This window comes from Enterobacter cloacae complex sp. IR5428 (assembly GCF_049238585.1).
Taxonomy (GTDB): domain Bacteria; phylum Pseudomonadota; class Gammaproteobacteria; order Enterobacterales; family Enterobacteriaceae; genus Enterobacter; species Enterobacter intestinihominis.
In genome coordinates this window covers 172,508-194,622 of sequence record NZ_JBMKHV010000006.1, presented here as the reverse complement: position 1 = coordinate 194,622, position 22,115 = coordinate 172,508, and the positions used below count along the sequence as shown (strand labels likewise).

Genomic DNA, 22,115 nt, shown 5'->3' with positions numbered 1-22,115 from the left:
CCGCGACCGATTTGAACCGCTCATCCTTATGTCTGCGTTCATGAACTTTTGTTGACGGGGGCTCGCAATCCGAAAGTGCTGAGCTATTCTTGATCTGGTCCTTAAACATCGAAGGGGTATCACATGAATGTATCGAGCAGAACCGTTGTGATATTGAATCTACTTTCCGCTGCTGGTCTGGTATTGATACTGGCCGACAGATTCCACTGGTTTTAAGCCGAACCGCTGTTCTGGCATAACCTGTTGTCCCGGGTAAAGCGCTTTCTGGCGCAGACTTTGGTAGACTAAGGGTATCAACTGACAAGGATTGGGTTATGCCAACAAAAAGATTTGCCGTTAAGCACTGGAAAATGGTCGTGGTGTTAATCGCTATTTGCGGCGCGATGTTGCTGCTGCGTTGGGCCGCGATGATCTGGGGCTAATATTATGTCAGCGAAAACGTGCCGTGAATTTACTGAATAAATCTTAACTATCTTTACGATAATTTATGGTCCAAAACCGGTACGTCATAATCCGGTTTTCGCCAGGCTGTGACAGCGTATATATTCCATCACATGCGGCAGTTGAAATATCAGGACCACTCACCCGCCACCAGCTTGTGTACATCAAATGCATCATTCATTGACTGGCCGGTAGACTGGGAGCCAGGGGCAATGTTGGAGCCTGCTTCAACATCAGAGGCTTTAGCGATCCCGACTGGGCTGTTTACGTCACTGGCAGGTTGCGTCATATTATCAGCAGCAAATACGCCAAATGAAAGTGCGGAAAGCACCATCGCTGCTGTAGCGGTTTTGATTTTTTTCATAATTCTGTTCTCATACTTAATTAATGCAGAAATGCCTGAGGCGAGTTTTTTGCCTGTGCCGTAAGTGTAGATCTGGATCACACTTTTGCCTAGTCAAATTATTTATCAAATCGTGTCAAATAAACTGAATAAGGCCTGGCCGCCTAATTATGGAGAAATTATGAAGACGAAACCATGCCTATTATTTCAAAACGCCGTTTAATATAAATAAGCACAGTTTCAAAAAATAAAAAACAGGCCGAAAATAGTCCCGGCCCAAAGAAATTACATTTTATAACCTAAAGAAATCGTGGTTCGGCGATCGGTATGTTCCGGCGCGGAATCAGGCGGTGAAGAGTTCCAGGTTACGTTGTACGCCACCTTGAGTCCAAAGTGTTCGTTGATAGCCACGTTCAACGCACTTTCAGAGTTCAGCGTTGTATCTTCAGCACCAAACACCGACACACCCTGGGTGAATTTAGCGTTGTCAGTCATTTGCCATGCGTAGGTGCCCGATGCATAACCCAGCGGCTGGGTTTCATCTTCGCCGTTGGTGTACTCGTCGTAACGGACACCCGGACCGAATTCAAAACGGAGGCTGTGCACCGGTCCATTCAGGAACTGACGACCATAACCCGCAGTCATGACATCGCGCTGGCGATAGCCGTTGTAGCGGTCAGTAAGCCAACTCGCCTGCCCGAACAGGTAGTCATAATCTGTCATGTTGTAACGGCTACGCCCACCTACCGCGTATTTCTCAGAGGAGCGTTCATCGTTAGCAGACGTGTTGCTGGCATTGCCCCACAGCGACCAGGCCGTGGTGTTGCCGTACCAGGTCAGGGTGCTGTCTGCGGTCATGGAGGAGCTTTTCGTGTTACCGGATTGCGCCAGATACCCGGCATTCACGTTACCTTCAAAGGGTTTTTTGGCAGTGGAGGGATCGTCCATGACAGTAAAAACGGTATCATCGGCGGTTGCATTCAGTGACGCAAATACGCCACCCGCCAGCATCAGTGCTGCGGGTACTGTCTTCAAAAGCTTCATTTATTTTAGGAGTCCGTACAACATAAAAAGAGACCGTCACGGTCTCGGAAACTTTCTTGCGGATCAATGACAAGGCGACCATAGAAAGGTAACAAATTATAAAAAGCCGCAAATAACATAGCAATAATTTCTTCTTTCATTTTTTGAATAAGAACGATCCCAAAACGCGATTTAATGTATATACCCGGCCAAGGTTTTTTGTCAGCATTCATTTTTAAAATCATACTGTTATTTACGTTGCCTTCCTGCCAAACGGTGCCAGGCTTAAAATAACCCATGATAAAAGGAGGTCATGATGGCTTCGATTTACACGCTGACGCTCTCCCCTTCCCTCGACTCTGCGACCATGACGCCGCAAATCTATCCGGAAGGTAAGCTGCGCTGTAGCGCGCCGGTGTTTGAGCCGGGCGGCGGCGGCATTAACGTGGCGCGCGCAATTACCCATCTCGGCGGAAAAGCAACCGCCATCTTCCCCGCTGGCGGCGCCACGGGTGAGCATCTGGTTGCGCTGCTGGCAGATGAACAGGTTGCAGTAGATACCGTTGACGCCAGAGACTGGACCCGGCAAAACCTGCATGTTCATGTTGAATCCAGCGGCGAGCAATATCGTTTTGTGATGCCAGGGGCGAAGTTGAGCGATGATGAGTTTCGTCAACTGGAAGAGAAAGTGCTGACCATTGAAAGCGGCTCATTGCTGGTGATCAGCGGTAGCCTGCCGCCGGGCGTCAAAACAGAAAAGCTGACGGCACTGGTTCAGGCGGTGCTCCAGCGCGGCATCCGCTGCATTGTCGATAGCTCAGGCGATGCCCTGAAGGCGGCGTTAGAGCCCGGACAACTTGAACTTGTCAAACCTAACCAGAAAGAGCTCAGTGCACTTGTCAATCGCGAGCTCAACCAGCCTGATGACGTGCGTACTGCCGCAGAAGAGCTGGTACGCACGGGCAAAGCGCATCGCGTTGTAGTCTCTCTCGGTCCTCAGGGTGCGCTGGCCGTCGACAAGACGGGCTGCGTGCAGGTTGTTCCACCGCCGATGAAAAGTCAGAGTACCGTGGGTGCCGGTGACAGTATGGTTGGCGCGATGGTGCTGAAGCTGGCGCAGGGCGCTTCGCTTCTGGAGATGGCACGCTATGGCGTCGCGGCAGGGAGCGCTGCCACCATCAATCAGGGAACCCGTCTGTGTTCGCTTGCGGATACTCAGAAAATTGTCGATTACCTGGCGAGAAGCTGAACGTGCTTCCCCTTCCCGTGGAGGGGGAAGTCGCCAAATATGGCTTATCGACTATGCTAAGAAAACTTTCAGGATAACAACGAGGTGAATTATGAGCAGTGGTGATATCACCCGCTACGTCGTAACCGTCAATATTCATGAAGCATCGCTGACCGAACTGAATGAACTCAACAACGCTTTCACGCGGGCGAATTTTCTGCTCACGCTGACGGACGATGAGGGCAATATTCACGATCTCGGCTCGCTGGCCTTTGGCCTGATAAGCCCGCTGAGTCAGGAGGAGGTGAAGGCGCTGGCCAGTAGCCTGGTGGAAAGCGTGACTGACAAAGCCACGGAAATTGATGTGGATAGCTGGGAAAACTGGCATAAAAAAGAACAATAAGTGCCCTGTACAAAATTAAACCGCTCAGTTGTGCGTTAGTTCCTGTTTTTTTATAGCCGTTTTGCGCTAACTTTATGATCTGGCAGACAACATGGGAGAGACATCATGTGGCAGGCTATCAGTCATCTTTTAAGTGAGCAACTGGGTGAAGGTGAAATTGAACTGCGTAACGAACTGCCAGGCGGAGAGATCCATGCCGCATGGCATTTACGTTACGCCGGGCGCGATCTCTTCGTAAAATGTGATGAGCGCGAATTGCTCCCCATTTTTACGGCCGAAGCCGATCAGCTTGAGTTGTTATCGCGCAGTAAAACAGTCAACGTTCCACAGGTTTTAGCCGTTGGCAGCGATCGTGACTACAGCTTTCTGGTGATGAACTATCTTCCGGCGCGCCCTCTGGATGCGCACAACGCCTTTATTCTCGGCCAACAGATCGCCCGTTTGCACCAGTGGAGCGATCAACCTCAGTTTGGGCTCGATTTCGATAACGACCTCTCAACCACCCCACAGCCAAACGCGTGGCAACGCCGCTGGTCGACTTTTTTTGCCGAGCAGCGCATAGGCTGGCAGCTGGAGCTGGCCGCTGAAAAGGGACTAGCGTTCGGCAACATCGACGCGATTGTTGAACACATTCAGCAGCGTCTGGCTTCGCATCAGCCTCAGGCTTCCCTTCTGCACGGTGATTTATGGTCGAACAACTGCGCGCTTGGGCCTGATGGTCCCTATATATTTGACCCGGCCTGCTACTGGGGCGACAGAGAATGTGACCTGGCGATGCTGCCGTTGCACCCTGAACAGCCGCCGCAAATTTATGATGGCTATCAGTCTGTCTCGCCGTTACCTGCGGGTTTCCTTGAACGTCAGCCGGTTTATCAGCTGTACACCTTGCTAAACCGGGCGATTTTGTTTGACGGGAGTCATCTGGTGAATGCCCAGCGGGCGCTGGACCGTATCCTGGCGGCATAGCGGGAGGGGGCGGCAATACGCCCCCTTTGACATTACAGGAAGCCGAGCAGCGTAAAGAAGAAATACCCGGCCACAATGATAATAACCGGCAGGATATAGAGCGGGAAAAACTGCACAAAAATGGTATGACGCGGAACGACAATGCGCGATTCGATCTGCTCGCGGCTCATCCCGTCAGGGCCTTTCGCCTTCTCAAGTATCAGCTGATCTTCCACCCCTTCGCGTAAAAAGCGGGTCTGGCGACTCATGCGCGCGCCGGAGGCCTGCAACGCCATCGCGATAAAGATCAACGCATAGATTATCCAGAACCCGACATTCAGCTGGTGGTGAAAATCCGGGGTGGGCGAGTTGAACCAGAAGACGTTCAGGAATGGGGTGTTAAACCGCATCATCTCAATCATGACGTGGGCAAAATCAAGCATGACGGCATTAATGCCCGGCTGTTTTTCGCTGTGATCGTACATAAATTTAAGTACGGAGATCAGCGTTGAAATCAGGGCGGGAATGAAAATAACCCAACCAGCAATACGTTTTAAGACTGCGATGCGTCCAGCTTGTTGATACGTCATTAGTTCCTCTTCATAAAGACGCGTTATTTGTGCCTAAGTCTACCTGCTGTCGGTCATTTTCGCCCGATCTTTGAATGCAATATGCTAAATTGCTTGTGCTTAGCACCGTTCGTCTTACCCCCAAGATAAGGAGATGTTGTAATGTCGACACCGCGCCAGATACTTGCCGCTATTTTTGACATGGATGGATTGTTGATTGATTCCGAACCCCTGTGGGATCGGGCTGAACTGGACGTGATGGCCAGCCTCGGCGTCGATATCAGTCGTCGTAATGAGCTTCCCGATACCCTGGGGCTGCGCATCGATATGGTGGTTGACCTTTGGTATGCCCACCAGCCATGGGTTGGCCCGGATCGCGACGAAGTTACGGCGCGCATTATCAACCGTGCTATCTCCCTTGTAGAAGAGAATAAGCCTCTGTTACCGGGCGTACGCGACGCTATCGCCCTGTGCAAGGCGCAAGGGCTGAAAGTGGGGCTTGCCTCTGCCTCACCTCTGCATATGCTGGAAAAAGTGCTGACGATGTTCGGGCTGCGCGACAGCTTCGACGCGCTGGCCTCGGCCGAAAAGCTTCCTTACAGCAAGCCACATCCGCAGGTGTATATGGACTGCGCCGCGAAACTGGGGCTGGATCCGCTTACCTGTGTGGCGCTGGAAGATTCGGTTAACGGCATGGTGGCGTCCAAAGCCGCACGTATGCGCTCCATCGTTGTGCCGGCTGAAGAAGGCCGACACGATCCCCGCTTTGCCCTCGCGGATGTCAGGCTGACGTCTCTTGAAGAATTGACTGCCCGCCATCTGCGCGGAGAGTAACGCTCTTTCAGGCAGCTTCGGCTGCCTGTATCACAAAATCAAAACAACGTTTTACTTTATTTGCTTTTCTCATTCCAGACTCCTATCCTTACGTGCAGAATGACAATAACCTGACTTCTGAGGCGCGTATGATACTGGATGCTTTTACTCTGGCAGGAAAAGTGGCGATGGTGACCGGGTGCGATACCGGTCTGGGGCAAGGCATGGCCATTGCCCTCGCCCAGGCAGGATGCGATATCGTGGGGGTAAACCGCAAGGTTCCTGACGAAACGGCAGCGCGCGTCACGGCGCTGGGACGGCGCTTTATCGCAATTCGCGCCGATCTCGGCAAGCATGAGAGTATTCAGAGCGTCGTGGATACCGCCGTCACAGAGATGGGCCGCATCGATATTCTGGTTAACAATGCCGGCACCATTCGTCGGTGCGATGCGCTGGAATTTAGCGAGAAGGACTGGGACGAGGTCATCGATCTCAATCTGAAATCGGTCTTTTTCCTCTCTCAGGCAGTAGCGAAACAGTTTATCGTGCAGGGTCAGGGCGGCAAGATCATTAACATTGCCTCCATGCTCTCCTTCCAGGGCGGCATTCGGGTGCCGTCCTATACGGCTTCGAAAAGCGGCGTCCTCGGGCTCACCCGCTTGCTGGCAAACGAATGGGCGCCGCTAGGTATTAACGTGAACGCTATCGCGCCGGGTTATATGGCGACAAATAACACCCAACAACTTCGCGATGATGAGCAGCGCAGCCAGGCGATCCTCGACCGTATTCCGGCGGGCCGCTGGGGACTTCCGGAGGATTTACAGGGTCCGGTGGTGTTTCTGGCCTCGGCGGCGTCGGATTACGTTAACGGCCATACCCTTGCCGTAGACGGTGGCTGGCTGGCGCGCTAACCGCCGGTTTGTGACAAAGAGTTACACCGTCACCTCTTTCACACACTGTATAAAAACCCTATACTGTATGGATTGACAGTTTACCGGGTTTTATCATGACGGCGGAAGGCCACCTGCTTTTTTCACTTGCCTGTGCAGTGTTTGCTAAAAACGCTGAACTGACCCCTGTGCTGGCCCAGGGGGACTGGTGGCATATTGTCCCTTCTGCCGTGCTGACCTGCCTGCTGCCGGACATCGATCATCCAAAATCATTCCTTGGTCAGCGGCTGAAGTGGATTTCAAAACCCATCGCCAGAGCCTTTGGTCATCGCGGGTTTACCCACAGCCTGCTGGCCGTATTTGGCCTGCTTACACTCTTCTATTTGAAGGTTCCCGAGAGTTGGATAGTCCCGGCGGATGCCATTCAGGGCATGGTGCTCGGCTACTTAAGCCATATCCTCGCCGATATGCTGACGCCAGCGGGCGTTCCGCTGCTCTGGCCCTGCCGCTGGCGTTTCCGCCTGCCAATCCTCGTGCCGCAAAAAGGCAACCAGCTGGAGCGCGTTCTGTGCATGGCGCTGTTTGCCTATGCCGTCTGGATGCCGCAGACATTGCCCGAAAATGGTGCAGTGCGCTGGTCATCGCAGATGATCAACTCGCTGCAATTTCAGTTCAATCGTTTTATTAATCACCAGATTGAGCATTAAACCGGCAATACAATCACTTTTGTCATAAACCATTCCATATGGATATAAGCGCCACATCACACTTCTGATAACCTTGCGCCAACAGGTTCGGTAAAAACCGACCGTATAATAAATCAGGAGAACGGGGATGAATTTTCCACTCATCGCGAACATTGTTGTGTTCGTCGTATTGCTATTGCTTCTCGCCCAGGCTCGCCACAAACAGTGGAGCCTGGCGAAAAAGGTACTGGTTGGTCTGGTCATGGGCGTGGTGTTTGGCCTGGCCTTACACGCTATTTACGGCTCCGACAGCCCGGTACTGAAAGATTCCATTCAGTGGTTCAACATTGTCGGTAACGGCTATGTACAGCTGCTGCAAATGATCGTTATGCCGCTGGTATTCGCCTCAATTCTGAGCGCCGTAGCCCGCCTGCATAATGCTTCTCAACTGGGTAAAATCAGTTTCCTGACCATTGGCACCCTGCTCTTCACCACGCTGATTGCGGCGCTGGTGGGTGTGCTGGTTACCAATCTGTTTGGCCTGACTGCTGAAGGTCTGGTGCAGGGTAGCGCTGAAACCGCGCGTCTGACGGCGATTGAGACCAACTACGTGGGTAAAGTGGCCGATCTGACCGTTCCGCAGATGGTGCTCTCCTTCATTCCGAAAAACCCGTTTGCTGACCTGACCGGTGCAAGCCCAACCTCCATTATCAGCGTAGTGATCTTCGCTGCGTTCCTGGGCGTGGCTGCGCTGAAGCTGCTGAAGGACGATGCGCCGAAAGGCGAGCGGGTTCTGACTGCCATCGATACCCTGCAAAGCTGGGTAATGAAGCTGGTGCGTCTGGTCATGCAGCTGACGCCGTACGGTGTCCTGGCGCTGATGACCAAAGTCGTGGCAGGTTCTAACCTGCAAGACATCATCAAGCTTGGCAGCTTTGTGATTGCCTCGTACCTCGGTCTGGGCATCATGTTTGTTGTGCACGGCATCCTGCTGGCGGTGAACGGCGTTGGCCCGCTGAAATATTTCCGCAAAGTCTGGCCGGTGCTGACCTTCGCCTTCACCAGCCGTTCCAGCGCGGCATCGATTCCGCTGAACGTGGAAGCACAGACACGTCGTCTGGGCGTACCCGAGTCTATCGCCAGCTTCTCGGCCTCCTTTGGCGCCACCATCGGGCAGAACGGCTGTGCGGGTCTCTACCCGGCGATGCTGGCCGTGATGGTTGCCCCAACCGTAGGTATTAACCCGCTGGATCCGGTCTGGATTGCGACGCTGGTCGGTATCGTGACCATTAGCTCCGCCGGTGTTGCGGGCGTGGGCGGCGGCGCGACCTTCGCTGCGCTGATCGTTCTGCCTGCGCTGGGGCTGCCGGTAACGCTGGTTGCCCTGCTGATCTCTGTTGAACCACTGATCGATATGGGTCGTACCGCGTTGAACGTGAGTGGTTCAATGACCGCCGGTACCCTGACCAGCCAGTGGCTGAAGCAGACCGACAAAACGATTCTCGACAGTGAAGATGATGCCGAACTGGCACATCGTTAATCACTGCTGAAATAAAAAAACCGCCATCGGGCGGTTTTTTTATGGCTGTTATTCTTCAACCTCTTCATCCTGGCGGGTCTGCATTGCCCATCGCTGCGCCGATTCCGGCACCGTAAACGCAGGTGAGCGACGGAAGTGCTCGCCAATCAGCACGAAGGCAACGTATTTACCCCGCAGCATCCAGACATCGCGAAAACCATCCACCTTCAGGGCATGGTCTGGCGGCGCGGGCTCAACGCGGGGTACATAGCTAATAACCTGGCGGTTTTGTTGACGAAGAGGTTTCATAAGCGACGGGTTCACTAAAGCAAATTCTTAAAGCAGGAAATTTCTATCATAGCCGATTCTCCCCCCGCCCGTCGCGCCTGACGTATCGCAGATGGCTCCTTTCGCTAATCAATATCTGAAAACGCTTAGTTCGCCTGCTAATTCTTAACATTGTTCTATCCTTAATAGGGTTTTTAGGAATGAACAAAGGAGAAGCGTGCAATGTCGAACAATGATAAACCACATCAGTCACCCATTCATGGGACTGAAGAATCTCAACCGGGAATGGACTCACTTGCCCCAGCCGACGGCTCACACAAACCATCACCGGGTCCTTCCGCACCGGGTGAACAGCCTACCGCCCCGGGCAGCATGAAAGCCCCGGAAACGGAAAACGAAAAGCTGAAATCGCTCGATCCTCACCGCAAGGGCGGTGAAGGCCATGCGCTGACCACGAACCAGGGCGTTCGCATTGCCGATGATCAGAACTCCCTGCGCGCCGGAACGCGCGGCCCGACGCTGCTGGAAGATTTCATCCTGCGCGAAAAAATCACCCATTTCGACCATGAGCGTATCCCTGAGCGTATCGTCCACGCTCGCGGCTCCGCGGCGCACGGTTATTTCCAGCCGTACAAGAGCCTGAAGGAGCTCACCAAAGCAGATTTCCTTTCCGATCCGAACAAAATCACACCGGTGTTTGTGCGTTTCTCTACCGTACAGGGCGGCGCGGGTTCGGCCGACACGGTGCGTGATATCCGCGGCTTCGCCACCAAATTCTATACCGAAGAGGGCATTTTCGACCTCGTCGGGAATAACACCCCGGTTTTCTTCATACAGGACGCGCATAAGTTCCCTGACTTTGTCCATGCGGTAAAACCAGAACCACACTGGGCCATACCGCAGGGACAAAGTGCGCATGACACATTCTGGGACTACGTCTCCCTGCAACCGGAAACCCTTCACAACGTGATGTGGGCGATGTCTGACCGGGGGATCCCGCGCAGCTATCGCACCATGGAAGGCTTTGGTATTCATACCTTCCGTCTGATTAACGCTGAAGGTAAAGCGACGTTTGTGCGTTTCCACTGGAAACCGGTCGCGGGGAAAGCGTCGCTGGTGTGGGATGAAGCGCAGAAGCTGACCGGACGCGATCCGGACTTCCACCGTCGCGAACTGTGGGAATCCATTGAAGCCGGTGATTTCCCGGAATACGAGCTGGGGTTACAGCTGATCCCGGAAGAAGACGAGTTCAAATTCGACTTCGACCTGCTCGACCCGACCAAGCTTATTCCTGAAGAGTTGGTGCCGGTTCAGCTGGTGGGTAAAATGGTGCTTAACCGCAACCCGGATAACTTCTTCGCGGAAAATGAGCAGGCAGCGTTCCACCCGGGCCATATTGTGCCGGGGCTGGACTTCACCAACGATCCGCTGCTGCAGGGTCGTCTGTTCTCTTACACCGATACGCAGATCAGCCGTCTTGGTGGACCTAACTTCCATGAGCTCCCAATCAACCGTCCGACCTGTCCGTACCATAACTTCCAGCGTGACGGGATGCATCGCCAGGATATCGATACCAACCCGGCGAACTACGAGCCGAACTCCATTAACGATAACTGGCCGCGTGAAACCCCGCCGGGGCCTAAACGTGGCGGATTCGAGTCGTATCAGGAGCGCGTGGACGGAACAAAAATTCGCGAGCGCAGCCCGTCATTCGGCGAATATTACGCTCAGCCTCGCCTGTTCTGGAACAGCCAGACCCCGATCGAACAGCAGCACATTATCGGCGGCTTCAGCTTCGAGCTGAGCAAAGTGGTGCGTACCTACATTCGCGAGCGCGTGGTCGACCATCTGGCGCATATTGATATCCAGCTTGCTCAGGGCGTGGCGAATAATCTCGGCATTACGCTGACTGACGAGCAATGCCATGCTGCACCGCCTAAAGACGTGAACGGGCTGAAGAAGGATCCGTCCCTGAGCCTGTACGCGGTACCTGGCGGGTCGATCAAAGGCCGCGTAGTGGCTATCCTGCTGAACGATAAACCGCGCGCCAGCGACGTGCTGGGGATCATGAGGGCGCTCAAGACTCAGGGCGTACATGCCAAACTGCTTTACTCACGCATGGGTGAAGTGACGGCCGATGATGGCTCCGTCCTGCCGATTGCCGCGACCTTTGCCGGGGCACCGTCCCTGACGGTTGATGCGGTGATTATGCCGTGCGGCGACGTTGAGAGTTTGCTCGGTAACGGTGATGCCGCCTATTATCTGCTGGAAGCCTATAAGCACCTGAAGCCAATCGCCCTCGCAGGCGATGCGCGGAAGTTTAAATCGCTGCTGAAGGTACCGGATCAAGGGGAAGAAGGCATTGTCGAAGGTGATAACATTGACGATGCGTTTATGACCCGGCTGTTTGACCTGCTCGCCGCGCACCGCGTGTGGTCGCGCAGCAGCAAGATTGACCAGATACCGGCGTAAAAAAAACCGGGTGGCGCTACGCTTACCCGGCCTATATTTCGACTGATGTTGTAGGCCCGGTAAGGCGAAGCCGTCCCCGGGCTTTATTTTGCTCACAAATCCCTGAACGTCCCCAGACGATACCCACGCTCGGCAATCGCATACTTCAACGACGCCGACGTTAGCACGTCCAGTTCCGCCAGACGCGGCCAGCAGTAGGCGCTCTTACGTACGATGTTATCGACAAACGCCGGATGCGCCATTACCTCAAGCGAGCGCTCCCCTTTTGCGGCGGAGGCATCCAGCACCTTCAGGAACAGCGCTTCGTCGATATCGTCGCCATAAAATGCGCTGCTGAACCCCTCCGTTGACGTCACCGCAACGTCCGGCAGTCCGCGCACCTCCCGATCCACGCGCATCGCCACGCCTTTACGTTTGGCAAATTCTGCCACAAGCGGGAAAATCGCCGGGATCATATGCACATGATGATGACTGTCGATATGGGTGGGCTCGCGGCCAAACACATCCACAAAGCGGTTAAACTGGCAATCCAGCTCGCGGGCAATCTCATCAAGTGGCAAAGCGTCCTGCTCCGCCATTTCCCAAATCCATTTACCCAGTTGCCCGTCGCGCGTCAGCCCCGGCATCGGTGAAAGGGGCAACCCAAGCGTCAGCACAAAGTGCATGCCCACGCCCAGTTCGGGCAGCTCACGGCTTAGCTGCGCCGCATGTTCCACCGCCTCACCGTTGATGAGCGCTGTTGTAGAGGTCACGACGCCCCGGCGACAGGCTTCGATAATGCCGTAGTTCTGCCCTTTTGACAGGCCGAAATCATCGGCATTGACGATCAGCAGGTTTTCCATCGCGCCTCCTCTTAACGGTGTGTGAGTTTCAGTTTCTCAACCGTTGCAGCAAAGTTTGGCAGCCATTTCTCATGCGCCAGGATCATCTCACTCGCGAGTTTTTCAGCGTCACGGTCAGAATGCACCAGCGGGCTCAGGTTCAGCGCCAGCAGCACGTCATTCAGCTCGCCGCTCAGGGCCGAATTGCTCGCCGCCACTTCAAAGCCTTTGATGGTATGAATCAGGCCCATCACCTTATCGTCGAAGTGGGTAATGCGGGGATGCGGTTTTGCACCCTCGCGCCCAAGGATGCAGGTCATCTCCACGGCCCAGTCTGCCGGGATATTGTCGATGTGCCCATGATGCGGAACGTTCACATAGTGCTCGGCCTGCTTGTCATTGTAAATGGCGTTGATCACTTCACACGCGGCATCTGAATAGTATGCCCCACCGCGCTGCTCAAGCTCTTTCGGTTTGACGTTCAGGTTCGGATCTTTATACAAATCAAAAAGCTGCTTCTCTACTTTCTGTACAACCTGAGCGCGTGCGCCACCTTTGTAGTATTCGCCCATTTCAATCGCCAGCATCTCTTTCTGCTTGAAGTAGTAAAGCAGATACGAGCACGGCAGCAGATTCAGGGAGCGGATCAGCCCTTCGCTGAACGGCAGATCGAAGATGTTTTTCACCGAGGCCGCGGTCAGGCGACCAGAGGCAACGCCATCAAGCAGTTCCGCAAAGCGCGATTGCCCGTTCACAATCACATCTTTGATAAAGACCATGTGGTTCAGGCCGAACAGGTCAATGGACAATTCATCGTTATCGGTTAGCGCCAGCACATCGCGGATGAACATCTTCATGCCGATCGGAATATTGCAGACGCCGATAAAGCGTTTGAAACCGGTGTGACGATAGACTGCCTCGGTGACCATCCCGGCCGGGTTGGTAAAGTTAATCACCCACGCGTTCGGGCAGATCTCCTCCACGTCTTTAATGATGTCAAAAATGACCGGAATAGTACGCAGGCCTTTAAACAGGCCACCAGCCCCGTTGGTTTCCTGGCCCAGATAACCGTGGCTCAGCGGAATACGCTCGTCCAGCTCACGCGCCTTCAGCTGGCCGACGCGCAGCTGGGTGGTCACGAAGTCAGCATCTTTCAGCGCCAGGCGGCGATCCAGCGTTTTATGCACGGTTAAAGGCACGCCTGCTTTTTCAACCATGCGTTTGCACAGTTCAAAAATAATATTTAGCTTCTCCTGACCTTCTTCAACATCCACCAGCCATAATTCGCTGACCGGTAATTCATGATAACGTTTCAGGAAACCTTCAAGTAATTCCGGGGTATAGCTGCTGCCGCCACCAATGGTTACGACTTTTAATTTCTTTTGCATAAACTCTCCCTTAGCTTATCAGGGTAATCGCCTGCAAGGTATAGCGTACTCTTCCCGCTATTTGGGCAAGCCATTACGTCAATATTCCTGGCGGATAACCGCCGAAAGTTAATTAATTACCGTTAAATTTTTGCGGTAACTGTTCGGTGTGAATGAAGTCATTTTCTTAAAGGTTTTAATAAACAGGCTGGGGCTGCTGTAACCCGATTCGTAAGCGATATCGGTGACAGAGTAGTTAGTAATTTCCAGCTGTTTTTTGGCAAAATTGATGCGGATTTCATTAATAATTTGAACAGGCGTTTTACGGTAATAGCGCTGCGTGGCACGCGTTAAATATTCCTGCGATTTACCCGACAGCGCCACCATGTTTTCCAGGGCGTTATCGCTGAACTGTCCTTTGTCGTGCATCAGCTCCACGGTACTGCGCAGCCACTGAGGAATATCATCCACCACCTGCTGTTCTTCACGGTGATGGCGAAGACGGTTCATGACGTAGAACGTCACGGTTTCAATAAATTCATCAAATTCATTGTCGCGGAAATTCAGCGAGGCGATAACCGTTTCAATCCAGGTCATAAACTCATTTTTAACGCGATAGACCTGTGACGCCACAAAGCAGAACGGAACCAGCGGCAGATAGTGCTTCTCGAAGAAACGCCTGCTCACCCCTACGTTAAGAATGCGCGTCGCACCAAACTCATAAAAGCTCTGGTGATAGGACCCCATCGGCAGGAAGACGAAATCGCCACGCTCAAGCAGGACGCGCTTACCGTTAATCTCCTGATAGTAGCGGCCGGTCAGAACAATCGTGAACTCGTAGTAGTCATGCTGGTGCAGACCGCTGGCGCTCTCCGTTTTGTTGTAAATCACCACGTGAAAATTCTTGCCATTAAACAGCTGCTGCTCATGTGCGGTTTTGATTTCCATCGTGCTGACCTCCTGGTGCCTGTTCAGACTTACTGCATCTTCTCGTGAAGCTCGATGAGCTCCGCTACCATCTCGCGCGCCAGCATGGAGGTCATCAGGTGATCCTGCGCATGTACCAGCACCAGACTCACTTTCATCTTTCCTTCGCCCTGGTCGCTTTCGATGAGTTTCGTCTGCACCAGATGCGCTTCGTTTAACGCCGTACGGGACTGCTCCATCATGGTTTTCGCGGCAACAAAATCGCCCTGCTTAGCCTGCTTAAGCGCCGCATACGCCAGGCTTCGCGCCTGCCCGGAATTGATGATGAGCCCCATCACCACCTCTTCCAGATCGTTCACTGCGGTTTCTTCGACAACGATACTCTCTAAATCTAACATCTTTAAGCTCCTTTACGCTGGCGCGGGTTGCCCCGCGCCGTGCAATTTTAGAATTTCAGTGCGAGGGCGATATCCTCTTCGCTCTCTTCTTCATCGATAACCGTTGCAGCCTTGTTCGCAATCGCCACGAACGGCATGTAGAGCAGGGTTGCAATCCCGAGGTTGAATATCGCCAGCAGGAAGGCGGCCACGCTACCGTTGGTGTTGAAGAACGCGCCCAGACCAGCTGGCATCGTCCACGGCGCAATGTTGGTCACCGGCGGGATAATGCCCAGGTAATACGCCGTCAGCGTAATCGCGGCCAGCAGCGGCTGAACCAGGATGAATGGAATGAACATCACCGGGTTCATGATAATTGGCAGACCAAACAGGATCGGCTCGTTAATCTGGAAGATGCCTGACGGCAGGGCCAGCTTCGCAACCTGACGATGGTCGGCGCGGCGAGAGACAATAAAGACCGCGATGATCAGACCCAGCGTCGCCCCGGTACCGCCCAGGAAGATATAGGAGTCAAGCATCGGCTTCGCCCACACATGGAAGGTTTTACCGGCCGCCAGCGCCGCATCGACGGAGCCGTACTGCTGGTAAAGCGCGACGTTTTCCAGTGCCCACGGGGTCATAATACCGCTGTCCAGCGCCGCCAGTGCCAGTGAACCATGCACGCCGAAGAACCACAGCAGGGAGGTAAAGATGACATACGCCCAACCGACCACGCTACCCATCGACGCCAGCGGCGTTGAGATAGAGTCCATAATGATCTGGTGGAAGTTAGTCCCCCAGTGAGAGAGCGCCCAGGCAATAATCCCCATGATGGAGAGAATAATGAAGCCCGGTATCAACGCGGAAAATGAACGAGAAACGGAGGCCGGAACGCTATCCGGCAAGCGGATAACCCAGTTGCGGCGAATAATAAAGGTGAACATTTCGGCCACCACCAGTCCGATAATAATACCGGAAATGATGTTTGCCCCACCCAGCCAGTTGGCGCCCACGGCGTAAGCGTCGCCCACGCTGTACGGCGTGACGGTCATAAACGCGGCAATGGACAGTAAGCCTGCCGCCAGCGGATCCACCTTACGCTCTTCCGCCAGCGCCATTCCAATAAAGAAAGGCGCCATTAGCGACATAATACCCAACGTACCATTGTATACGTTGCCGCCAATGGCTTTTAAACCATTAAGGGTTTCAATAGTGGAAGCATCTAACCTAATTCCTAATGAATAAAAAAAGGAACCTTCTCCAAAGCTGAGAAAAACGTTGTTAATTAAAACGAACATTGCCCCGGCTAATGTCAACGGCATTAATTTAATAAAGCCGTTCTTAATGGCATTAACGTGAGGCTGCTTTCCTATTTTAACAGCAAAAGGAAGGAGTACCTTTTCAAGTGAAGCGATGACTTTACTCATAGGAAAATACCCTTAAATGCCGCAACGACCGTTACGGCGTATTGTGTGTGAAATAACTCTTTGACGGGAAAAATAAAAAATTAATTAGCAGCTTTTTTAATCGCCGCAACAGCAGCTTTTAATACACCTAAACCATCAATCTTGCCGTATAAAACGGAATCGATCACTTCGACCGGCTTATTAGGGAGCAAACGTTGAATTTCTGGCAGCATATAAGCGATTTGTGGCCCGAGTAAAATTACATCTGCTGTCTGGCCCTTTTCGCCCGCCAGCGTTTCCGGAAACGCCTCAATCACCACAGGGACTTCATATTTTTCGGCCTGCGCGCGCATTTTTGAAACCAGCAGCGAAGTGGACATGCCCGCAGAGCAGAACAAGTAGATATGTTTCTTTTCCATGATAATTTCCCTCTTATTGGACTGACCGCCGTCGCGCTATCAATCGACTCGCTATCCTGGCTGACGGGCAGTGTGCTGAACATTGTTTGTCGTTGAAGTGAGTATACGCAATGGTACAGGGAGGGGATAATTCTGGATAGACTCAAATTGTCTCTCATTGACCTGGCTTGTTGACTACCTTCACATTTCAGGCAAATATTTCGCGCTAAGAAATAAGATTTACGTATGCATAAAAAAACCGGCCATCAGGCCGGTTTGTTAACACTTTCAGGCAAGCGCGGTTACTGCGCCTTAGGTGCCTGTGGATCGGTGTCGTATTCAGCGCAGGTCTGGTAGCCCGAATTGATCACGTGACCGGTATCATCCAGGGCGACAAAGTAGGTTTCTGCCTTACCATTACGTTGACCCAGAATATAGGTCTGGCAGGTGCCACGCGCGTGGATCATAGTGACTTCTGAAGAAGGTTTACCGGCAATGGCTGCAACCTGGGAACGCGTCATGCCTTTTTTGACGTCTTTTACCACTGGCTGTGTGAACTGATCTGTGGTGCGATCGTAAGCTGTACACCCAGCCAGCATAGTCAGTACCGCCGCTGCGCTTAAAATTCCTGCTACGTTCTTGTTCATATTCCGTCCTCTTGTTTATCAGCGTGTTAACTAAGCATGGGATAAAAATTACTATTGTTCAACTTTGCGAGTTACGCCAGACGAATTTCGGAAAATTCTAATAAAACAACGATAAGCTGCTAAATCGCTGTAAAACAGTACACTCAAAACTGTGATCCTTGTCGTTTCCCCGACAAAGGGTTAGTTTTAACAGATCACACTTTCTGTTTGGTTCTGCATAGGGAGGGCGTAATGGCTCTGCAACAAGAAATTATTCAGGCGCTGGGCGCGAAACCTGCGATTAATGCCAAAGAAGAGATCCGTCGTAGCGTTGATTTTTTGAAAGCTTACCTGTCCGCACACCCTTTCCTGAAGACGCTGGTACTGGGTATCAGCGGCGGTCAGGACTCCACTCTGGCCGGTAAACTAAGCCAGATGGCCATCACCGAGCTGCGTGACGAGACCGGTGACATCGCACTGCAATTTATTGCCGTACGTCTGCCGTATGGCGTGCAGGCCGACGAGCAGGACTGTCAGGATGCGATCGCCTTTATTCAGCCGGACCGTGTTCTTACCGTAAACATCAAAGGTTCGGTACTGGCAAGCGAGCAGGCCTTGCGTGAAGCCGGTATTGAACTGAGCGATTTTGTTCGTGGCAACGAGAAAGCCCGTGAGCGCATGAAAGCGCAGTACAGTATCGCAGGGATGACCAAAGGGGTCGTCGTCGGCACCGACCACGCCGCGGAAGCCATCACCGGTTTCTTCACCAAATACGGCGATGGCGGCACGGACATCAACCCCCTCTTCCGCCTGAACAAGCGTCAGGGTAAGCAACTGCTGGCGGCGTTGGGCTGCCCGGAGCACCTGTATAAGAAGGCGCCAACGGCAGACCTGGAAGACGATCGCCCTTCCCTGCCGGATGAAGCCGCGCTGGGTGTGACCTATGACAACATCGATGATTATCTGGAAGGCAAAATGCTCGACGAAGGTACCGCAAAAATTATTGAAGGCTGGTATCTGAAAACCGAGCACAAACGCCGTCCACCCATTACGGTGTTTGATGATTTCTGGAAAAAGTAAAAGCAAAACGGTAACTCAGTTTTGCAGGCCGGGTAAGGCGTAGCCGCCACCCGGCTCTTTTTTAACCACCAAACACCTGCTACACTGTATGCCTGAACAGTATATGGAGCAGTATGTGAGCAGGCGTCAATCCGCCCCGCGTCTTGAGTTTGAAGCGGCGGCTATCTACGAATATCCCGAGCATCTTCGCCCCTGGCTTGAGGCGCTGCCTAAACAGCCTGGCGTCTATTTCTTCCACGGCGACAGCGACACCATGCCGCTCTATATCGGCAAAAGCGTAAATATCCGCAGTCGGGTGATGTCGCACCTGCGTACGCCGGACGAAGCGTCGATGCTCAGACAGTCCCGGCGGATCACCTGGATCGAGACGGCAGGTGAACTGGGCGCGCTTCTGCTCGAAGCCCGGCTCATCAAGGAACAACAGCCGCTGTTTAACAAACGCCTGCGCCGCAACCGCCAGCTGTGTTCCTTGCAGGTTAACGCGGGAAAACCGCAGGTCGTTTATGCCCGGGAAGTGGATTTTTCGCATGAACCGAATCTTTACGGTCTGTTTGCCAACAAACGTGCCGCACTGCAAACTCTGCAATCCCTTGCTGATGAATTACAGCTTTGTTACGGCCTGTTAGGACTGGAAGCGACTACCCGCGGTCGCGCCTGTTTCCGCTCCGCGTTGAAACGCTGCGCCGGGGCGTGCTGTGGAAAAGAGAGCGTTGAAGAACATCATGCCCGGTTTATGGCTGGCCTGGCCTCAATCAGCGTCAACTGCTGGCCGTGGGAAGGCGCGGTGGCGTTGAAAGAGACCCGCGATGCGATGACGCACTATCACGTCATCCGCAACTGGCTCTGGCTTGGCGCGGTTGAAAGTCTGGATGACGCTGCCGCCCTGCTGCGCACACCTGCCGGGTTCGATCAGGATGGCTACAAAATTCTCTGTAAGCCGCTGTTAACCGGTAAATATGAGATAGTCATGCTCAATGACCCGGCAGCCAGGTAATTTCACTGAACAGCAGCGACCCCTTCGTTTCCAGTAGACGGAGGGTATGGCTGCCCTCTTGCCAGCTGGCGCCCTGATCGGCGGTCAGTAATTTATCGCCCAGTTGCCAGGCGCCGCTTAATACGAACGCCACGCCACCGCGTGATGCGAAGGTAGTGAACGTTCGGGTAGCAACTCGCACCTTTGCCTGGCAGTGCTCCCGTCGGGTCATGACATTGAAATCCATCGACATCTGCCCCTCCGTGAGCACGGCTTTCACCGTCAAATCGCCCGCAAAGCCGTAAGGCTGATGGTGTTTCAGGGTATGGCAAAACGCCCTCCCCGCATCCAGCGTCACCTCGCCGCCTTCCAGCAGCGTAATCACCCGGTCAACGCCCGGAAACGCGGAGAATTCGCCGTTACTGGCGATGGAGGCGATGCTGGCCCGCCAGGAAAAATCCCGCGTCGCGGGAGGGAAACAGCAAATCTCACGCGTCTCGCCCGCGCCGTTACGCCAGAGACTGACGGGTATTTTACGGATATCAAAGAATTCCATGACCACTCCTGAAGGACGCACCGTGCGCCAGGGCATTTCACAGACGTATTATCGGCAACGGTAAGGCCAGACCTTAGGCATGGGGCAAAAGAAAAACCGCCGGTCCTGTCCACAGCGTTTTCGCTTGTGTAGACAGGAGCCCGGCGGTCTTAAGAGAGTGAACCGATTATTCGGCTGGTGCAGGCATTTTACCTTCCGGCGCTGCACGTTCTGTCAGACGCTTCTCAAAATTGGCATTAAATTGCTTTTTCTGTTCCGGCGTCAGAATGTTGTAAATCTTGTTCTGGGTTTCCATGTGGGCCAGCATGCGCGCTTTATGCTGCTCGGCCATTTTGTCGATCTGCGCTTCTGCTTTTGCTTTGTCGAAGCTGTCGCTGGCAATGATGTCATGCATCGCGCGGCGCTCTTCCAGCGGAGGACGTTTCATCTGGTCACGCTGACTTTTCCTGATGTCGCGGATCTGCTGCTTCTGCGCATCGGTCAGGTTCAGATCTTTAAACATCATCATCTCATGATGCATACCCGGCTTGCCTTTATGATGCATCATCATTTTGCCTTCTGCCGGCGCGGCGGTAGTGGTCGCGGTATCGGCGGCGAACGCCATGCTGGTAGCGCCCAGAGCCAGGGTAGAGGCAACAAACAGTGCAGTTAATTTACGCATAATGTCTTTCCTTACTTTCAGTTATTCTTCGGCGCTATGCCGTGTTGACGAGATTAACTTTACGGGGTTTATCGTCAATTAGTCAGAGCAACGGTAAAACAATGAAAGTATAAAAAACACGTTTTCGCCAAATATGGAGAAATTAAGGAAAAAGCGTGGAGAGATGAAACAACAATATTCAACAGGATGATTTTAAAGAGATTATGGAGGAGTATAGCGAAGTGCCGTTTAATAATAAAGCAATTCTCCAGGAATATTCCGCAAACACTACCAGAGCGCTTTTAACGTTAAGAAATTAATTCTTTGTTTCCCCTCCGGTCTGCGCGAGGGGAGACGATCAGGGCATTTTTTCCAGCATCAACCCGGCTCGTAAACCAAACGCGACTGACGGGTTAGGAAATAAAACATATTCCGTGGGGTTCTGTACCGCATAGCGCGTCTCACCATCTTCCGCCAGCAGGACGCCCTGGCGAAACGGCGTGAAGTTCAGCGTATGGGGCGCCATATGAAGCTGGAAAGCTTCGCTTTGACGCGTGATCTGCTGTACGACCCGATAGCGCACGACGGGTTCCCGGGTGGGTTCCGGTGCAACCCCTGCGAACAACGCCCGAAGCGCCTGATGCGTAGGGGCAAAACGCGTCAGGTCGTTTTGCCCGAACGGCAGCGCTTTTCCCAGCTCCAGCGTGCAGGACAGCGCGCCGAAATTCTCGCAGGTGAAGTGGGTAAACGTGCCGCCCGGCGTCTGGTGGAAAACCAGCGCTTCCAGTCCCGCGTCGCCAAGCCAGGTCAGAAACGCCTCATCCCACGGCTGATGGCGCTGCGGTAACACGCCAAAACGTACGTGGTACGAGGCGCGGATGGCGGTATGCAGATCGAGGTGCCAGCGCGTTTCCCCCGCCCCGGCAAAAAACGCCGTGACCACCTTCTCCAGCCATTGCGCACGTGTCGTTTCATCACTCTGTGGAAATTGCGCCCAGCGGCCACCAAACATTCGGTTGATGTCGCTCACGAGATACCGTTTGTTTTGCGCCAGCGCAGGCGGATTTCCCAGTACCACCAGCAGACGGCAGTGCAGCGTGATCTCTGCGCGATACAGCGCTCGCAGCAACAGATCGACAATCTCCACGGGCGCGGTTTCATTCCCGTGAATGCCGGTAGAAAGCAGCAGCGACAGGTTATATTGCCCCGTCGGCGTCAGTTCAAGCACGCCCGGCCCCAGCCATCGCCAGTGGAACGAGGGGCCTTCCCCCTCGTGCCGCTCCGGTGTCTCTTCAGCCAGCGTCAGCGCCAGAAAGTTTTCCAT

Annotated in this window: 26 protein-coding genes and 1 pseudogene; 12 read left to right on the top strand and 15 right to left on the bottom strand. The window is 53.5% G+C overall.

Annotated features, from left to right (window positions below):
- Positions 1–123: 123 nt before the first annotated feature.
- Positions 124–216, top strand: coding sequence for a stress response membrane protein YncL (gene yncL / locus ACOTXC_RS11025; RefSeq protein ID WP_071785204.1), 93 nt, complete (start codon positions 124–126; stop codon positions 214–216).
- A gap of 98 nt (positions 217–314) precedes the next feature.
- On the top strand, positions 315–422 hold the full coding sequence (yniD, locus tag ACOTXC_RS11020) for a small membrane protein YniD (RefSeq protein WP_003857815.1): 108 nt from the start codon (positions 315–317) through the stop codon (positions 420–422).
- A gap of 149 nt (positions 423–571) precedes the next feature.
- On the opposite strand, the gene ACOTXC_RS11015 is transcribed toward yniD, so the two are convergent.
- From ACOTXC_RS11015 to ACOTXC_RS11005, 3 genes are all read right to left on the bottom strand, one after another.
- On the bottom strand, positions 572–805 hold the full coding sequence (locus ACOTXC_RS11015; RefSeq protein WP_032622263.1) for a hypothetical protein: 234 nt from the start codon (positions 803–805) through the stop codon (positions 572–574).
- Between the two features lie 264 nt (positions 806–1,069).
- Positions 1,070–1,828: a DUF481 domain-containing protein gene (locus tag ACOTXC_RS11010; RefSeq protein ID WP_022647833.1), complete on the bottom strand. Its 759-nt coding sequence runs from the start codon at positions 1,826–1,828 to the stop codon at positions 1,070–1,072.
- 5 nt (positions 1,829–1,833) lie between these two features.
- Positions 1,834–2,106, bottom strand: a complete 273-nt coding sequence (locus ACOTXC_RS11005; protein WP_022647832.1) for a hypothetical protein — start codon at positions 2,104–2,106, stop codon at positions 1,834–1,836.
- A gap of 17 nt (positions 2,107–2,123) precedes the next feature.
- Between ACOTXC_RS11005 and pfkB the strand changes: the two genes are divergently transcribed.
- From pfkB to ACOTXC_RS10990, 3 genes are all read left to right on the top strand, one after another.
- Positions 2,124–3,056: a 6-phosphofructokinase II gene (gene pfkB, locus ACOTXC_RS11000; RefSeq protein WP_022647831.1), complete on the top strand. Its 933-nt coding sequence runs from the start codon at positions 2,124–2,126 to the stop codon at positions 3,054–3,056.
- A 91-nt stretch (positions 3,057–3,147) separates the two neighbouring features.
- The gene (ghoS, locus tag ACOTXC_RS10995) at positions 3,148–3,438 is read left to right on the top strand and encodes a type V toxin-antitoxin system endoribonuclease antitoxin GhoS (RefSeq protein WP_003857822.1); all 291 of its coding nucleotides are present in this window, start codon (positions 3,148–3,150) and stop codon (positions 3,436–3,438) included.
- 105 nt (positions 3,439–3,543) lie between these two features.
- Entirely contained in the window at positions 3,544–4,404 is an 861-nt protein-coding gene (locus ACOTXC_RS10990; protein WP_421767641.1) for a fructosamine kinase family protein, read from the top strand.
- A 32-nt stretch (positions 4,405–4,436) separates the two neighbouring features.
- On the opposite strand, the gene ACOTXC_RS10985 is transcribed toward ACOTXC_RS10990, so the two are convergent.
- Positions 4,437–4,973, bottom strand: a complete 537-nt coding sequence (locus ACOTXC_RS10985; protein WP_015570741.1) for a YniB family protein — start codon at positions 4,971–4,973, stop codon at positions 4,437–4,439.
- Positions 4,974–5,114: 141 nt separating this feature from the next.
- Here ACOTXC_RS10985 and hxpB point away from each other — a divergent pair, with 141 nt between their 5' ends.
- From hxpB to tcyP, 4 genes are all read left to right on the top strand, one after another.
- Positions 5,115–5,786: a hexitol phosphatase HxpB gene (gene hxpB, locus ACOTXC_RS10980; RefSeq protein WP_022647828.1), complete on the top strand. Its 672-nt coding sequence runs from the start codon at positions 5,115–5,117 to the stop codon at positions 5,784–5,786.
- A gap of 128 nt (positions 5,787–5,914) precedes the next feature.
- Positions 5,915–6,676 carry a 2-dehydro-3-deoxy-D-gluconate 5-dehydrogenase KduD gene (gene kduD, locus ACOTXC_RS10975; protein WP_023299906.1) on the top strand — a complete coding sequence of 254 codons (762 nt, stop codon included), beginning with the start codon at positions 5,915–5,917 and terminating at the stop codon, positions 6,674–6,676.
- Between the two features lie 95 nt (positions 6,677–6,771).
- Positions 6,772–7,362 (top strand): metal-dependent hydrolase, encoded by a 591-nt coding sequence (locus ACOTXC_RS10970; RefSeq protein WP_015570742.1) that lies wholly within the window; start codon positions 6,772–6,774, stop codon positions 7,360–7,362.
- A gap of 127 nt (positions 7,363–7,489) precedes the next feature.
- On the top strand, positions 7,490–8,881 hold the full coding sequence (tcyP, locus tag ACOTXC_RS10965) for a cystine/sulfocysteine:cation symporter (RefSeq protein ID WP_022647826.1): 1,392 nt from the start codon (positions 7,490–7,492) through the stop codon (positions 8,879–8,881).
- A gap of 48 nt (positions 8,882–8,929) precedes the next feature.
- Here the strand turns inward: tcyP and cedA are convergent, their stop codons facing one another.
- Complete coding sequence (cedA, locus tag ACOTXC_RS10960; protein WP_071785203.1) at positions 8,930–9,184, bottom strand: cell division activator CedA; 255 nt, start codon at positions 9,182–9,184, stop codon at positions 8,930–8,932.
- 186 nt (positions 9,185–9,370) lie between these two features.
- Between cedA and katE the strand changes: the two genes are divergently transcribed.
- Positions 9,371–11,620, top strand: a complete 2,250-nt coding sequence (katE, locus tag ACOTXC_RS10955; protein ID WP_155019526.1) for a catalase HPII — start codon at positions 9,371–9,373, stop codon at positions 11,618–11,620.
- A 92-nt stretch (positions 11,621–11,712) separates the two neighbouring features.
- Here the strand turns inward: katE and chbG are convergent, their stop codons facing one another.
- From chbG to osmE, 7 genes and pseudogenes are all read right to left on the bottom strand, one after another.
- Entirely contained in the window at positions 11,713–12,462 is a 750-nt protein-coding gene (gene chbG, locus ACOTXC_RS10950; RefSeq protein WP_038415892.1) for a chitin disaccharide deacetylase, read from the bottom strand.
- 11 nt (positions 12,463–12,473) lie between these two features.
- A complete protein-coding gene (locus tag ACOTXC_RS10945) occupies positions 12,474–13,829 on the bottom strand; it encodes a 6-phospho-beta-glucosidase (RefSeq protein WP_421767640.1) in 1,356 nt (451 codons plus the stop codon).
- Positions 13,830–13,937: 108 nt separating this feature from the next.
- Positions 13,938–14,783 carry a transcriptional regulator ChbR gene (gene chbR / locus ACOTXC_RS10940; protein ID WP_255248587.1) on the bottom strand — a complete coding sequence of 282 codons (846 nt, stop codon included), beginning with the start codon at positions 14,781–14,783 and terminating at the stop codon, positions 13,938–13,940.
- Positions 14,784–14,785: 2 nt separating this feature from the next.
- Complete coding sequence (gene chbA / locus ACOTXC_RS10935) at positions 14,786–15,133, bottom strand: PTS N,N'-diacetylchitobiose transporter subunit IIA (protein WP_126314787.1); 348 nt, start codon at positions 15,131–15,133, stop codon at positions 14,786–14,788.
- Between the two features lie 47 nt (positions 15,134–15,180).
- Positions 15,181–16,539 (bottom strand): PTS N,N'-diacetylchitobiose transporter subunit IIC, encoded by a 1,359-nt coding sequence (chbC, locus tag ACOTXC_RS10930; protein WP_017384664.1) that lies wholly within the window; start codon positions 16,537–16,539, stop codon positions 15,181–15,183.
- 80 nt (positions 16,540–16,619) lie between these two features.
- Positions 16,620–16,949, bottom strand: a pseudogene (locus ACOTXC_RS10925) (PTS sugar transporter subunit IIB); the annotation flags it as partial.
- A gap of 269 nt (positions 16,950–17,218) precedes the next feature.
- Positions 17,219–17,563 (bottom strand): osmotically-inducible lipoprotein OsmE, encoded by a 345-nt coding sequence (gene osmE / locus ACOTXC_RS10920; RefSeq protein WP_022647818.1) that lies wholly within the window; start codon positions 17,561–17,563, stop codon positions 17,219–17,221.
- A 231-nt stretch (positions 17,564–17,794) separates the two neighbouring features.
- On the opposite strand from osmE, the gene nadE reads away from it, so the two are divergent.
- The gene (nadE, locus tag ACOTXC_RS10915) at positions 17,795–18,622 is read left to right on the top strand and encodes an ammonia-dependent NAD(+) synthetase (protein ID WP_421767639.1); all 828 of its coding nucleotides are present in this window, start codon (positions 17,795–17,797) and stop codon (positions 18,620–18,622) included.
- A 115-nt stretch (positions 18,623–18,737) separates the two neighbouring features.
- Complete coding sequence (gene cho / locus ACOTXC_RS10910) at positions 18,738–19,616, top strand: excinuclease Cho (RefSeq protein WP_032624399.1); 879 nt, start codon at positions 18,738–18,740, stop codon at positions 19,614–19,616.
- Here cho and ves read toward each other — a convergent pair.
- The 3 genes from ves to astE all read right to left on the bottom strand — a co-directional run bounded on the left by ves (position 19,594) and on the right by astE (position 22,115).
- Entirely contained in the window at positions 19,594–20,151 is a 558-nt protein-coding gene (gene ves, locus ACOTXC_RS10905; protein WP_022647815.1) for an environmental stress-induced protein Ves, read from the bottom strand. The genes cho and ves overlap by 23 nt on opposite strands.
- A 166-nt stretch (positions 20,152–20,317) precedes the next feature.
- Positions 20,318–20,812 (bottom strand): ATP-independent periplasmic protein-refolding chaperone Spy, encoded by a 495-nt coding sequence (gene spy / locus ACOTXC_RS10900; RefSeq protein WP_022647814.1) that lies wholly within the window; start codon positions 20,810–20,812, stop codon positions 20,318–20,320.
- A gap of 337 nt (positions 20,813–21,149) precedes the next feature.
- Complete coding sequence (astE, locus tag ACOTXC_RS10895; protein ID WP_421767638.1) at positions 21,150–22,115, bottom strand: succinylglutamate desuccinylase; 966 nt, start codon at positions 22,113–22,115, stop codon at positions 21,150–21,152.

Bases quoted from the DNA above. Each gene is read 5' to 3' on its own strand.
- tcyP (WP_022647826.1), top strand. From the start codon at position 7,490: ATGAATTTTCCACTCATCGCGAACATTGTTGTGTTCGTCGTATTGCTA.
- ACOTXC_RS10985 (WP_015570741.1), bottom strand. From the start codon at position 4,973: ATGACGTATCAACAAGCTGGACGCATCGCAGTCTTAAAACGTATTGCT.
- spy (WP_022647814.1), bottom strand. From the start codon at position 20,812: ATGCGTAAATTAACTGCACTGTTTGTTGCCTCTACCCTGGCTCTGGGC.
- yniD (WP_003857815.1), top strand. From the start codon at position 315: ATGCCAACAAAAAGATTTGCCGTTAAGCACTGGAAAATGGTCGTGGTG.
- ACOTXC_RS10945 (WP_421767640.1), bottom strand. From the start codon at position 13,829: ATGCAAAAGAAATTAAAAGTCGTAACCATTGGTGGCGGCAGCAGCTAT.
- ACOTXC_RS11005 (WP_022647832.1), bottom strand. From the start codon at position 2,106: ATGGGTTATTTTAAGCCTGGCACCGTTTGGCAGGAAGGCAACGTAAAT.
- hxpB (WP_022647828.1), top strand. From the start codon at position 5,115: ATGTCGACACCGCGCCAGATACTTGCCGCTATTTTTGACATGGATGGA.
- ghoS (WP_003857822.1), top strand. From the start codon at position 3,148: ATGAGCAGTGGTGATATCACCCGCTACGTCGTAACCGTCAATATTCAT.
- ves (WP_022647815.1), bottom strand. From the start codon at position 20,151: ATGGAATTCTTTGATATCCGTAAAATACCCGTCAGTCTCTGGCGTAAC.
- chbA (WP_126314787.1), bottom strand. From the start codon at position 15,133: ATGTTAGATTTAGAGAGTATCGTTGTCGAAGAAACCGCAGTGAACGAT.
- nadE (WP_421767639.1), top strand. From the start codon at position 17,795: ATGGCTCTGCAACAAGAAATTATTCAGGCGCTGGGCGCGAAACCTGCG.
- astE (WP_421767638.1), bottom strand. From the start codon at position 22,115: ATGGAAAACTTTCTGGCGCTGACGCTGGCTGAAGAGACACCGGAGCGG.
- yncL (WP_071785204.1), top strand. From the start codon at position 124: ATGAATGTATCGAGCAGAACCGTTGTGATATTGAATCTACTTTCCGCT.
- ACOTXC_RS11015 (WP_032622263.1), bottom strand. From the start codon at position 805: ATGAAAAAAATCAAAACCGCTACAGCAGCGATGGTGCTTTCCGCACTT.
- kduD (WP_023299906.1), top strand. From the start codon at position 5,915: ATGATACTGGATGCTTTTACTCTGGCAGGAAAAGTGGCGATGGTGACC.
- ACOTXC_RS10970 (WP_015570742.1), top strand. From the start codon at position 6,772: ATGACGGCGGAAGGCCACCTGCTTTTTTCACTTGCCTGTGCAGTGTTT.
- ACOTXC_RS10990 (WP_421767641.1), top strand. From the start codon at position 3,544: ATGTGGCAGGCTATCAGTCATCTTTTAAGTGAGCAACTGGGTGAAGGT.
- chbC (WP_017384664.1), bottom strand. From the start codon at position 16,539: ATGAGTAAAGTCATCGCTTCACTTGAAAAGGTACTCCTTCCTTTTGCT.
- osmE (WP_022647818.1), bottom strand. From the start codon at position 17,563: ATGAACAAGAACGTAGCAGGAATTTTAAGCGCAGCGGCGGTACTGACT.
- pfkB (WP_022647831.1), top strand. From the start codon at position 2,124: ATGGCTTCGATTTACACGCTGACGCTCTCCCCTTCCCTCGACTCTGCG.
- katE (WP_155019526.1), top strand. From the start codon at position 9,371: ATGTCGAACAATGATAAACCACATCAGTCACCCATTCATGGGACTGAA.
- ACOTXC_RS11010 (WP_022647833.1), bottom strand. From the start codon at position 1,828: ATGAAGCTTTTGAAGACAGTACCCGCAGCACTGATGCTGGCGGGTGGC.
- chbG (WP_038415892.1), bottom strand. From the start codon at position 12,462: ATGGAAAACCTGCTGATCGTCAATGCCGATGATTTCGGCCTGTCAAAA.